The 12,111-nt window shown below is 67.5% G+C and carries 13 protein-coding genes; 5 read left to right on the forward strand and 8 right to left on the reverse strand.

Annotation, left to right across the window (positions count from 1 at the left end):
• Window positions 1–72: 72 nt before the first annotated feature.
• Window positions 73–612: a DUF2061 domain-containing protein gene (locus tag ACIQTU_RS11170; protein WP_400546691.1), complete on the forward strand. Its 540-nt coding sequence runs from the start codon at window positions 73–75 to the stop codon at window positions 610–612.
• Between the two features lie 167 nt (window positions 613–779).
• On the opposite strand, the gene ACIQTU_RS11175 is transcribed toward ACIQTU_RS11170, so the two are convergent.
• Window positions 780–1,502, reverse strand: a complete 723-nt coding sequence (locus tag ACIQTU_RS11175; RefSeq protein ID WP_400546694.1) for an RlmE family RNA methyltransferase — start codon at window positions 1,500–1,502, stop codon at window positions 780–782.
• A 79-nt stretch (window positions 1,503–1,581) separates the two neighbouring features.
• Between ACIQTU_RS11175 and ACIQTU_RS11180 the strand changes: the two genes are divergently transcribed.
• Window positions 1,582–2,046, forward strand: a complete 465-nt coding sequence (locus ACIQTU_RS11180; RefSeq protein ID WP_400546697.1) for a peptidylprolyl isomerase — start codon at window positions 1,582–1,584, stop codon at window positions 2,044–2,046.
• A 23-nt stretch (window positions 2,047–2,069) separates the two neighbouring features.
• Here ACIQTU_RS11180 and ACIQTU_RS11185 read toward each other — a convergent pair whose 3' ends face one another.
• The 3 genes from ACIQTU_RS11185 to ACIQTU_RS11195 all read right to left on the reverse strand — a co-directional run bounded on the left by ACIQTU_RS11185 (window position 2,070) and on the right by ACIQTU_RS11195 (window position 4,305).
• Entirely contained in the window at window positions 2,070–2,576 is a 507-nt protein-coding gene (locus ACIQTU_RS11185) for a hypothetical protein (protein ID WP_400546700.1), read from the reverse strand.
• A 56-nt stretch (window positions 2,577–2,632) separates the two neighbouring features.
• A complete protein-coding gene (locus tag ACIQTU_RS11190; protein WP_400546703.1) occupies window positions 2,633–3,256 on the reverse strand; it encodes a methyltransferase family protein in 624 nt (207 codons plus the stop codon).
• 89 nt (window positions 3,257–3,345) lie between these two features.
• Window positions 3,346–4,305: a M20/M25/M40 family metallo-hydrolase gene (locus ACIQTU_RS11195; RefSeq protein ID WP_400546706.1), complete on the reverse strand. Its 960-nt coding sequence runs from the start codon at window positions 4,303–4,305 to the stop codon at window positions 3,346–3,348.
• 141 nt (window positions 4,306–4,446) lie between these two features.
• On the opposite strand from ACIQTU_RS11195, the gene ligA reads away from it, so the two are divergent.
• The 3 genes from ligA to ACIQTU_RS11210 all read left to right on the forward strand — a co-directional run bounded on the left by ligA (window position 4,447) and on the right by ACIQTU_RS11210 (window position 8,004).
• On the forward strand, window positions 4,447–6,765 hold the full coding sequence (ligA, locus tag ACIQTU_RS11200) for an NAD-dependent DNA ligase LigA (RefSeq protein WP_400546709.1): 2,319 nt from the start codon (window positions 4,447–4,449) through the stop codon (window positions 6,763–6,765).
• A 27-nt stretch (window positions 6,766–6,792) separates the two neighbouring features.
• On the forward strand, window positions 6,793–7,404 hold the full coding sequence (locus tag ACIQTU_RS11205; protein WP_400546712.1) for a 3'-5' exonuclease: 612 nt from the start codon (window positions 6,793–6,795) through the stop codon (window positions 7,402–7,404).
• A gap of 177 nt (window positions 7,405–7,581) precedes the next feature.
• On the forward strand, window positions 7,582–8,004 hold the full coding sequence (locus ACIQTU_RS11210) for a DUF2147 domain-containing protein (RefSeq protein WP_400546715.1): 423 nt from the start codon (window positions 7,582–7,584) through the stop codon (window positions 8,002–8,004).
• Window positions 8,005–8,067: 63 nt separating this feature from the next.
• On the opposite strand, the gene ACIQTU_RS11215 is transcribed toward ACIQTU_RS11210, so the two are convergent.
• The 4 genes from ACIQTU_RS11215 to ACIQTU_RS11230 form a co-directional block, all read right to left on the reverse strand.
• On the reverse strand, window positions 8,068–9,054 hold the full coding sequence (locus tag ACIQTU_RS11215) for an aldo/keto reductase (protein ID WP_400546718.1): 987 nt from the start codon (window positions 9,052–9,054) through the stop codon (window positions 8,068–8,070).
• 92 nt (window positions 9,055–9,146) lie between these two features.
• Complete coding sequence (locus tag ACIQTU_RS11220; protein ID WP_400546721.1) at window positions 9,147–9,839, reverse strand: LrgB family protein; 693 nt, start codon at window positions 9,837–9,839, stop codon at window positions 9,147–9,149.
• The gene (locus ACIQTU_RS11225) at window positions 9,836–10,204 is read right to left on the reverse strand and encodes a CidA/LrgA family protein (RefSeq protein ID WP_400546724.1); all 369 of its coding nucleotides are present in this window, start codon (window positions 10,202–10,204) and stop codon (window positions 9,836–9,838) included. The genes ACIQTU_RS11220 and ACIQTU_RS11225 overlap by 4 nt, the downstream gene beginning before the upstream one ends.
• 4 nt (window positions 10,205–10,208) lie before the next feature.
• On the reverse strand, window positions 10,209–12,032 hold the full coding sequence (locus ACIQTU_RS11230) for an aminopeptidase P family protein (protein ID WP_400546727.1): 1,824 nt from the start codon (window positions 12,030–12,032) through the stop codon (window positions 10,209–10,211).
• Window positions 12,033–12,111 lie beyond the last annotated feature (79 nt).

Below are 12,111 nucleotides of genomic sequence, written 5' to 3' on the forward strand. Positions count from 1 at the left end.
ACCTATGCAAGGAATAAGAGGAATTGCCTTGCGCCTTGAGGCGTTCAGACCCAAGTATTGCGAATGGTTCGCATGTTAATCAGTACAGCCCGACGCCTCGCCCTGAAGATCGCGAGCTACGGCCTGATGCACCTGATCGTCGCGATCCTGGTGGCCTTCGCCCTGACCCGCGACTGGCGCATCGCTCTGGCGGTCGGCGTGGTGGAGCCGATCGTCCAGACCCTCGCCTATTCGATCCACGACCGGGTCTGGCACCGCATCGAGCAGCGCCGGATGCTGTCAGGCTTTGAAGAAACCGCCGAGGCCGTCACCGCCCGTCTGGAGCTGATGAACGCCCACGAGCAGAACCGCGCCCACAACCACCACGGTCACAGCCATGCCCTGCCCCGCAGCCTGAAACAGGTGGCGTTGAAGACCGTGACCTATGGCCTGATGCACTTCACCGTGGCGGTTCTGGTGGCCTTCGCCCTGACCCGCGACTGGCGCATCGCCCTGGCCATCGGTATGGTCGAACCCCTGGTGCAGACGGTCTTCTTCACCCTGCACGACCGCATCTGGACGCGCATCGAAGCCAAGAAGGCCCGCCGGGCGGCGGAAGCCGCAACTGCCTGATCCTTTTCCGTCATCCTCCGGCGAGCGTAGCGAGACCGGGGGACCCAGCGGCGCCCGGAGGGCGAAAAACCCACGCGCTGTGTTTGCCGTAAAGATCGCCTTCGGCGCCGCTGAGTCCCCCGGTCTGCGCCGCTACGCGGCTTGCCGGAGGATGACGGAAGAGGAAGCTACTTCTTGTTCAGCGCCACCAGAAACACCTCGGCGCTGCCCTTGCGGCTCGATTCCGGCTTCACGTACTTCACCGTCTCGAACTCTTCGCGCAGCCGTGTCAGAACCCCGCCGGCGTCGCCGCCCTGGAAGTTCTTGGACACGAAATTCCCGCCCGGCTTCAGCGTGCGGATGGCGAAATCGGCGGCGATCTCGATCAGGGCGATGATCTTCAGGTGGTCCGTCTTGCGGTGGCCCACAGTGTTGTGCGCCATGTCCGACAGCACCAGGTCCGGTCGCCCGCCGATGGCGTCGATCAGTTGCTGGTCCACGCCCGGATGGGTGAAATCAGCCTGGATAAGGGTCGCGCCGGGAATCGGCTCGATCATCAGCAGGTCCACGCCCGCCACCGCCGTCGCGCCGCGATCCAGGCAGACCTGGATCCAACCGCCAGGCGCCGCGCCCAGGTCGATGACCCGCGAGCCCTTCTTGATCAGGCGGAACCGGTCGTCGATCTCCAGCAGCTTGAAGGCCGCGCGGCTGCGCCAGCCCTCGGCGCGCGCTCGCTCGGACCATTTGTCGGCCAACTGGCGTTTGATCCACTGCTGGCTCGACATGGACTTGGTGTCGGCCGTCTTCATCTTCTGGCCCAGGCCGCGCCCGGCGGCGGTGCCGCCCGTGGGCGGGCGAACCATCCGGCGGCGTTCCGGCGGCTTCTCGGCGGGCTTTTCGTCGTCAGTCATGCTTCCCACATAGCGGTGACAGCGTTCAGCCGCTATGACCCGCGCACAATTCTAGTCCGCACACCCCAAGGAGAGCCTCATGGCCGACCAAACCCTGACCTTCACCCTCGACACCGGCGACGGCGAAGAGCGCAACGTCGTGATCAAGCTGCGCGACGACCTCGCGCCGAACCACGTCAAGCAGATCACCGACCTGGCCAAGGAAGGCTTCTACGACGGCGTGGTCTTCCACCGCGTGATCCCGGGCTTTATGGCCCAGGGCGGCGACCCGACCGGCACCGGCACCTCGGGCTCCAAGAAGCCGAACCTGAAGCAGGAGTTCTCGGCTGAACCGCACGTCCGCGGCGTCTGCTCGATGGCCCGCACCGCCAACCCCGACAGCGCCAACTCGCAGTTCTTCATCTGCTTCGACGACGCCCGCTTCCTGGACAAGCAATACACCGTCTGGGGCGAAGTGATCGAAGGCATGGAACACGTCGACGCCCTGCCCAAGGGCGAGCCGCCCCGCGCTCCGGGCAAGATCGTCAAGGCGACCGTCGCCTAACGACCGGTATCAGCGGCGGGGGATCAGTCCCCCGCCCACCACCGCATCGATACGTTGTTGAAGGTCCGGTTTCCGACCTTGAGCGTCCCCGTCAGGACGACACCCTGGTCTCCCAGATTGCGCCGCGCCGTCGCCAGCGCGCCCTGGTCGAGCTTTCCATCGAACGACACCGCGCCCAGGCCTCCCGACAGGGTCTGAACACGCACCCGATCCTCGGTCACGTCATAAGCCGCTGGAATCAGACGCAGCCGACGCCGATTCCCGCTTTCCAGCGGCGGCCCGACCATGTCCTCGAACTCGATCATCACGGGCGCAAAGCCCGGTGGCCGCTGACCGCCCTCCCAGGCGATGAAGTCCGGAACCTGCCCCATGAAGACGTGGTGCAGCCGCCAGTTGTCGACCCGCACCTCTTCGGCCGGCAGATAGTAGCCGGACACGTCTTCAGGCAGGTCGTGCTTGAAAGCGGCGGACTTCGACGCCGCTGGGGCTTCGGGCGCATTCGCGGGCCGGTCACAAGCCGCCAGCGTCATCACTCCGGCCAGGGCCGCAATGGCGGCGAGACGCGTTGTCTTCACGAAACCTCGGCTCACGGAAGATGGATCAGGGCGGCCAGCCAGCCGATGTTCTGCAGCTTCTCGACCGACTCGAACAGCGGCACGGCCAGCAGGAAGACCAGCCCATCGCGCAACGTGGTCAGGAAGAAGCGCGGCCGCACGTCCAGCGACTCGGCATCCTGCCACTTGGAGAAGTCGGGCCCGAACCGCGGCGTCCGCGCGCAATAGTCCAGATAGGTTTGACCAAAGGCGCCCGTCAGCCAGGCCTCTTCGCGCTTCACTGTGGCGTAGAAGACGGCGACGGTCAGCAGCAGGAACAGGGTAACAAGCGTCACGCTGCCCGTCTGGGCGCCGACGCCGAAGGCTCCCATGAAGCTGAAGACGTAGAGCGGGTTGCGGCTGATCGAATAGGGCCCGCGATCCACGATCTCGGCCTTCTTGCGCCCGCCGATATAGAGCGAGCACCAGGCCCGCCCGACGATGCAGACGGCGATCAGCGCCAGACCAAAGGCCTCCAGCCCTTCATGCAGCGCCGTCTCGCCGCCCATTGACTGCGTAAAGAAGGCCAGAGCCACCACGGCGATGATGCCGACCAGCAGCGCCAGCTTGCGCAGCTTCTGCACCTTTTGAAGATCGAAACCCTGAACCGCCGACATCTGTATTTCCTCGACTGATGAGGGTGCGACAGAACGCCGCTCTGAAGGCGGATTCAAGGCCTATGTTTGCGAAGCTTTTGCAGCAGCCCCTACTGATCCAGCCAGGCGTCCAGCGCCCGGAAGCCCTCGATCGCCAGCTCGGTTGAGGACTGGAAGGTGGCGGGCACCACCTTTTCGAAGTCATCGCTCGGGCGGTGATAGTCGGGGTGATAGTTCACGCCGAAATAAAGGAAGGGCAGACCCGCGCGGTGGAAGGCGGCGTGGTCCGACGCCTCGACCCAGTTGTCGGCGCCCTTGTCCTCGGGCGTGTCCTTGCCAAAGGCCAGCGAGACAGTGCCACGCGGCGCGATCCGTTCCAGCACCGGGCGGAAATAGGGATGCTGATAGGTGCCGGTGACCCACAGCTTGCCGTCGCTGTCGGCGCGCGCCGTCATGTCGAAGTTGAGGTTCATCGAGATCGACGACAGCGGCACCGGCGGCGCCTCGACGAAGTGTTTCGCCCCCAGCAGGCCCCGCTCCTCCCCATCCAGAGCGACGATCAGGACGGTGTGCTCGGGCGGGTTGGCCTTCAGCCGCTTGGCCAGCTCCAGCATGGTCGCCACGCCCGAGGCGTTGTCGTCCGCGCCGTTGAAGACCTGACCGTCGTTGACGCCGACATGGTCATAGTGGGCCGTCACCACGATGTACTTGTCCGACACGCGTGTGCCCGGAATGACGCCGATGATGTTGGTCCCGTTGAAGGTCTTGGTCCCCTCGCGCGTCCGGCCCTGCATCTCCCAAGGCTGCAGGCGCCCCATGGACGAGGCCTGGACGCCCAGGGCCTCCAGCCGGCCGACGATGTATTCGCGCGCCCTGGCCCCGCCTTCCGATCCGGTGTCGCGGCCCTGCATGTCGTCGGCCGACAGGATGCGCAGGTCGTCCATAAGCTGGGCGTAGTCGGCGGGCGAAGCCGCGACGGGCGCCTCGGTCGCTGCGGGCGTCGTGGTCTCGCAGGCGGCCAGCGTCAGGGCGGCGGCGATGGCGGTCAGGCTGGCGAGAACAGGACGCATGAAGGGCTCCGGCAAATCAGTCGGCGGGACGCTAGCGGGCGTCGCGGTCGGCGTCAGATTACGTTTCTGTCATGGACGCTGCGATCCCGTCGCCGCCAGTGCTAAACAGCGCGACTGAACAAGGCTGGCCGCGCGATTCCCATGTTTGAAACTCCCGTCGAAATCCTGACCGAAGACCAGGCCCGCGAGGAGTTGGCGCAGCTGTCGGCCGAACTGGCCCGCCACGACGCCCTCTACTACGCCGACGCCGCGCCCGAAATTTCCGACGCCGACTACGACGAGCTGAAGCGCCGCGCCCTGGCCATCGAGGCCGCCTTCCCCGCGCTGACCAGCCCCGTCTCGCCGTCGCAACGGGTCGGCGCCCCCGTCTCCAGCCAGTTCGCCGAGGTCCGCCACGGCGTGCCCATGCTGTCGCTGGACAACGCCTTTGACGAGGGCGAGGTGCGCGACTTCGTGGCCCGCATCGCCCGCTTCCTCAAGCTGCCGGGCGACGAGCCCATCGCCTTCGTCGCCGAGCCCAAGATCGACGGCCTGTCGGCCAGCCTGCGCTATGAAAATGGCGTTCTGGTTCAGGGCGCCACGCGCGGCGACGGCAAGAGTGGCGAGGACGTCACCGCCAACCTGCGCACGCTCAACAGCATCCCCCAGACCCTGACCGGCTCCGGCTGGCCCGACGTCATCGAGATCCGCGGCGAGGTCTACGCCCCCAACGACGCCTTCGACGCCTTCAACGCCGCCGCCGAGGCCGAAGGCCGCCGCACCTACGCCAACCCGCGCAACTTCGCCGCCGGTTCGCTGCGCCAGAAAGACCCGAAGGTCACGGCCAAGCGCCCCCTGACCTTCTTCGCCTACGCCTGGGGCGAGACCTCGGCGCCGTTCGCGGACACCCAGCACGGCGCGCTGGAGGCCTTCCGCAGCTGGGGTTTCCAGGTCAACGAGCGCTCGATCCGCGTCGAGGGCGCTGAGGGCCTGATCGAGGTCTATCGCGGGCTGGAGACCGACCGCAGCGGCCTCGGCTACGATATCGACGGCGTGGTCTACAAGGTCGACCGGCTGGACTGGCAGCAGCGCCTCGGCTTCATCGCCCGCAGCCCCCGTTGGGCCATCGCCCACAAGTTCCCGGCGCAACAGGCCACGACCGTGCTGGAAGGCATCGACATCCAGGTCGGCCGCACCGGCTCCCTGACCCCGGTGGCCCGCCTGCATCCCGTCACCGTCGGCGGCGTCGTGGTGCGCAACGCCACCCTGCACAACGAGGACGAGATCGCCCGCAAGGACGTGCGCATCGGCGACACCGTCATCCTGCAACGCGCCGGCGACGTCATCCCCCAGATCGTCGGCGTGGTCGAAAACCTGCGCCCGGCCGGCGCCGTTCCCTTCGCCTTCCCCCACGTCTGCCCCGTCTGCGGATCGGAGGCCGTGCGCGAGGGTGACGAGGTCAAGCGCCGCTGCACCGGCGGCCTGATCTGCGACGCCCAGATCGTCGAGCGGTTAAAGCACTTCGTCAGTCGCCGCGCCTTCGACATTGAAGGCCTTGGAGAAAAGCAGCTGATCGCCTTCCACGCGCGCGGCTGGATCAAGGAACCGGCGGACATCTTCCGCCTGGCTCGCGATGAGGAAAAGCTGGCCCTGCTGCGGGCCGAGGATGGCTATGGCGAGACCAGCGTCCGCAACCTGATCGCCGGGATCAACGCGCGCCGCACCATCAGCCTGGACCGCCTGATCTTCGGCCTCGGCGTGCCCGATATCGGCGAACAGACCTCGCTGGTCCTGTCGCGCGCCTTCGGCAGCTGGACCGCCTTCCGCGACGCCTGCATGGCCGCGTCCGGGGGTCTGGCCAGCGACGACTGGAAGAGGCTCGCCGCCACCCACGCCATCTCGACCCGCGTGCTGGGACTCATGGCCGAGGCGAACCCGCCCGCCGACGATCCCTGGCCCGAGGCGCCGATGGATCAGAAGATCGCCCTCGCCTTCCCCGGCATGGCCGCCCCCGCCCGCCGCTCGCTGGCGGAGATTTCAAGCGGCTGGTCCGACCTGACCCGCTGGGCGAGCGTGGCGCGAAACGAAGGCCCGTCCGAGATTCTGAACCAGATCGCGGGCGTCTCCGGCGTCGGCCCCGTCGCCGCCGAGGCCCTGGCCCACTTCTTCCACGAGCCGCACAATCAGGCCGTCATGGACGCCCTGCTGGCCGAACTGGATGCGGTCGAGGACGTCGCCGCCCCAACAACCGACAGCCCCGTGGCGGGCAAGACCGTGGTCTTCACCGGCTCCCTGGAACGCTTCACCCGCGACGAAGCCAAGGCCCGCGCCGAAAGCCTGGGCGCCAAGGTCTCGGGTTCGGTGTCGAAAAAGACCGACTACGTCGTCGCTGGCCCCGGCGCCGGGTCCAAGCTGAAGGACGCCGAGAAACACGGCGTGACCGTCCTGACCGAGGACGAATGGCTGGCGCTTATCGCCTGACCATGGTCGCCTGAGCTAAGAACCCTGATGCACGCCGTCGCCATCGACTTCGAAACCGCCAACGAGCAGCGCTCCAGCCCCTGCTCGATCGGCCTTGCCTGGATCAACGACGGCGTCATCGAGTCCGTCGAGCACCACTACATCCGCCCGCCCGGCATGCGCTTCGCCAGCTTCAACATCGCCTTCCACGGCATCGGCCCGGAACAGGTCGAGGACGCCGAAGAGTTCCCCGCCGTCCTGGCCGCCATCGCCCCGCGCCTGCAGGGCCGGACCGTGCTGGCCCACAACGCCGCCTTCGACGTCAGTGTCATTCGCGGAACCTGCGACCACTACGGCCTCGCCTATCCCGAGTTCGACTACCTCTGCACCGTCAAGCTGGCCCAGATCACCTGGCCGGAGTTCGCCTCGCACAAGCTGAACAACGTCTGCGCGGAACTGGGCATCCAGTTCAAACACCACGACGCCGCTGAAGACGCCTTCGCTTGCGCCTCGGTCGCGCTGGAGACCCTGCGACTGCACGAAGCCGCCTGCGCCCGCACGCTCGCCAGCGCCGCCGGCATCAGCCTCGGGCGGCTCTACGCTGGCGGCTACAACCCCTGCTCTTCGGCTGGCTCGCGCCCACGTCGTCCGCGCGCCTGACCGACGACAGAAGGCCAGAGAATCCATCACCTTAGTCTGGAAGCGCACTCAGATATTGACCTAAGGTCATGTAATCATTGAGCGATACTCACAATTCAGGCCTTGTTTCGGACTGAAACCCGGATCACCCTTCGTCCAAAGGATCGGCTCAACGATCCGTGTGAAGGAATACGCCCGATGAAGCTTTCCGTCCTGGCGGCAGCCGCCGTCGTCACTGCGGCCCTGGCCTCGCCCGCTCTCGCGGCTGATCCGACCGGCCTGTGGCAGACCCCGACCAATGGCGGTCAGGTCCGCATCGCCCGCTGCGGTCAGGCCCTGTGCGGAACCCTGGTGACCTCGGAACACATCCGCGCCGAGCCTAACGCCCGCGACGAGCACAACAAGGACGCCAGCCAGCGCAACCGCACCCTGCGCGGCCTGAGCATGCTCAGCGGCTTCACCGGCGGTCCGACCGAATGGCGCGGCGGCTCCGTCTACAACCCGGCGGACGGCGGCACCTATCGCGGCACCATCACCATGACCAATGACAACAGCCTGCGCCTGCGCGGCTGTATCGTCGCCCCCCTGTGCAAGACCCAGACCTGGACCCGCATCCAGTAGCAGCGATCTGCACGCTCGAATGAAAGACGCCTCCCCCGCGATCGCGAGGGAGGCGTCTTTGTATCAGCGGTTCAGTGCCGATCGCCCGGCGGCGGCGTAGCGTTCGCCTGACGCCGCGCCCTTGGGGAAGACCGCCTCGATCCGCGTGAGGTCTTCCGAAGTCAGCACGATCTCCGTCGCGGCGATGTTCTGCTCCAGCGTCGTCACCCGGCGCGTGCCCGGAATGGGAACCAAATCCTCGCCCTGCGCCAGCACCCAGGCCAGGGCCAGTTGCGCCGCCGTCACGCCCTTGTCCGCCGCGATGGCGCTGACCGCCGCGACCAGGTCCATGTTCTTCTGGAAATTCTCGCCCATGAAACGCGGGTTCGATCGGCGGAAATCGTCGGCCGGCAGGTCATCGATCGACTTGATTTCACCCGACAACAAGCCCCGCCCCAACGGACTATAGGGCACGAAGCCGATGCCCAGTTCACGCACCGTGACCAGGATTTCATCCTCCGGGTCGCGGCTCCACAGTGAGTATTCGGTCTGCAGGGCCGTGATGGGATGAACGGCATGCGCCTTGCGGATCGTGGCGGACGCGGCCTCGGACAAACCCAGGAAGCGGACCTTGCCCTCCTTCACCAGCTCGGCCATCGCCCCGACCGTTTCCTCGATCGGCGTATTGGGATCGACACGGTGCAGATAATAGAGGTCGACGTGATCGACGCCGAGTCGGGTCAGACTGCCCTCGATGGCGCGGCGCACATTGGCGGGCGATCCGTCAACCGCCAGCACGGTACGGTCGGCGTTGTAGTTGATGCCGAACTTGGTGGCGACGAAGGCCTCATCGCGCCGCCCCTTCAACGCCTTGCCCAGCAGCAGCTCATTGGTGTGAGGGCCATAGACTTCCGCCGTATCGAACAGGGTCACGCCCAGATCGAGCGCACGGTGGATCACGTCGATCGACTGCCCCTCGTTCGAGCCGCCGTAAAAGGCGCTCATGCCCATGCAGCCCAGACCTATGGCCGAGACTTCAGGGCCGCCGAGACCCAGCTTGCGCGTCTTCATGAGCGCATTCCTTCTGATGTGAGGGGGCCGGCGGCGCATCCGCCAGCCGACATCAGATGGGCGCCGTATCGCCCCATTTCAAGGGGCGGTGCTCAGATCAGGCTGGCGACGATGGACAGGATGGTCGCCGTCGCCACCGCGTTCAGCGCCATGCCCAGGCTGGCGAAGGCGCCCGCCGTCTGATTCACCTGAAAGGCCCGCGCCGCGCCGAAACCGTGCGCCGACACCCCGACCGCGAAGCCCCGCGCACGATAATCCCTGATCTTCAGCAGGTTCAGCAGCGGCGTCGCCGTCATCGCTCCGATCACGCCCGACATCAGCACGATCACCGCCGCCAGAGCCGGTATGCCGCCCAACTGCGAGGCCACCGCCATGCCGACCGGCGTGGTCGTGGCGCGCGGGGCGATGGAGGCCATGATCTCGGCCGGTGCGGCGAACAGCCAGACGATGCCGACCGCGCTGACGATGGCCGTCGCGGCCCCCGCCAGCAGGGCGCAGGTCAGCGGCCTGGCCAGACGCCGGATCGTCGCCCGCTGCGCCCAGATCGGCACGGCCAGCCCCACCACCGCCGGCCCCAGCAGGAAGCCCAGCACCTGCGTCGCCTCGGCATAGGTCGGATAGGGCGTGCGGGTCAGCAGCAGGAGGCCGATCAGCACCGGCGTCGCCAGCAGCACCGGATGGCACAGCGGGTGGCGCCCACTGCGCCGCGACAGCACATCGGCCGCCTCGAACACCACCAGCGTCACCGCCAGCCACAGCAAGGGCGTCGCGATCAGATCGCTCACGACGCGTCCTCCACCGCTTCAGGCTCCGGCTCGCGCCCCGCCACGGCGCGGAACACCAGAGCCGTCACCACCAGCGTCAGCAGGGTCGAGACCACCACGGCCACGACGATGCCGAGGCCATAGCGCGACAGGATCGCCCCCTCCTGCATCACGCCCACAGCCGCCGGAACGAACATGATCGACAGATGCGCCGTCAGCCAGCCCGTCACCTGGGTCAGCGTCAGCCGCTCCCTCGGCACAAAGGCCAGCCAGCCCAGCAGCAGCACCATGCCGATCACCGACCCCGGCAGGGGCAGGCCCGTCAGCCGGTGGATCACCTCGCCCGCCAACTGGCAGACGAACAGCAGGGCGATGGCGCCGATCATCGGATCAGAGCGGCGCCGTCTGCGCCTTCAGCCATTCCAGCGCCGCCTCGTCCTTCTGCACGCCCTCGGCCAGCAGAGGCCCGACCTTGGCCAGAACCTCGGCGTGATAGGCGTCCACATAGGCCCGCTCGTCCGCCGTCAGCAGGGCGACGTCGATCAGACGCCGATCCAGCGGCGCCAGGGTCAGCTGCTCAAACCCGTGCATCGGCCGCTCGCCGCCCGGCACCTGAACCGGAGCGGTCACGACCTGAAGGGTCTCGATGCGGATGCCCCACTCGCCTTCGCGGTAATAGCCCGGCTCGTTGGACAGGATCATGCCGGTCAGCAGCGGCTGGGTATTGACGTAGGGGGCGATGCGCTGCGGCCCCTCATGCACGCCCAGATAGGAGCCGACGCCGTGGCCGGTGCCGTGATCGAAGTCGAAGCCCGCGTTCCACAGCGGCTGACGCGCCACGGCGTCCAGCTGATGCCCCGTCGTCCCGGCGGGGAAGCGGATCACCGCCATGGCGATGTGGCCCTTCAGGACCAGGGTGAACATGCGGCGCTGATCGGCCGTGCCCTCGCCGATGGCCATGGTGCGGGTCACGTCCGTGGTCCCGTCCAGATACTGACCGCCGCCGTCCACCAGCAGAAGCGAACCCGCCTCCATCGGACGGATCTTGGCCCCGACCGGCTTGTAGTGCGGCAGGGCGCCGTTCGGGCCGACCCCGGCGATGGTGTCGAAGGACAGGTCCTTCAGCATGCCCGTCGCGTCGCGGAAGCCTTCCAACGCCTCGACCACCGCCCGCTCGTCCGGCAGTTCAGCCTGAGCCACCGTATCGACCCAGTGCAGGAAGCGGGTGAGGGCCGCGCCGTCACGGATGTGAGCCTGACGGCTGCCCTCGATCTCGACGGCGTTCTTCTGGGCGCGCGGCAGGGCGCAGGGGTCCATGCCGCGCACGATGGCGGCGCCCGCCGTTTCCAGACGGTCGAAATACCATGCCGAGGACACAGCCGGGTCGATCAGCACCTTCTGGCCCGACAGGGCGTCCAGGGCGGCGGGCAGCGCCTCGGGCGCCTCCAGCGTCACGGCGTCGCCCAGCCAGCCGGGCAGTTCGTTGGTGATCTTGGCGGGGTCGAGGAAGACCTTGGCCGTGCCATCGGCCTTCACCACCGCCTGCCCCAGCGGCAGGGGCGTGCGGATCACATCGCCGCCGCGAATATTGAACAGCCAGGCCAGCGACGACGGCGAGGTCAGCACGGCGACGTCCGCGCCCTTGGCCGCGATGGCCTGACCGATGCGGGCGCGCTTGGAGGCGGCGTTCTCGCCGGTATAGCGGTCCTCGTGCGGGACCACCGGGGCCTGCGGCTGGGCCGGGCGGGCGTCGCCCCAGGCCAGATCAATGGGGTTGGGCTCGACCGCCTTCAGCGTCGCCCCGGCCTTCTCGACCGCCGCGCGCAGGGTCGCCAGGGCGTCGGGGCTGTGCAGGCGCGGGTCATAGCCGATGACCGAACCGGCGCTCAGGCCCTCCAGCCAGGCGGCCAGCTTGTTCAGTTCAACACGCTCGAACAGGGCCGGGTCAGTCTGGGCCTTGGCCTGAACCGTATAGCGGCCGTCGACGAAGACGGCGGCCTTGTCCTGCAGCACCACGCCGGCGCCGGCCGAGCCGGTGAAGCCGCTGACCCAGGCCAGACGCTCGCTGGCGTCGGGCAGGTATTCGTTCTGATGCTCGTCCTCGTGCGGGACCAGCAGGCCATCGAGGCCCTGCTCGGCCATCTTCGCCCGCAACAGGGGCAGATGCTTCGCCCCGAAGGACGGATCGGTGGTTTCGTCGAATGTCTGGCGCATGGTGCTTCCATACATCCCCCCATTGGACATGGGGAGAGGCCCTACGCATTCGCCTCGGTTCGGCCGTCGTCGCGATGAC

The organism is Brevundimonas sp. NPDC090276 (assembly GCF_044772165.1).
Taxonomy (GTDB): domain Bacteria; phylum Pseudomonadota; class Alphaproteobacteria; order Caulobacterales; family Caulobacteraceae; genus Brevundimonas.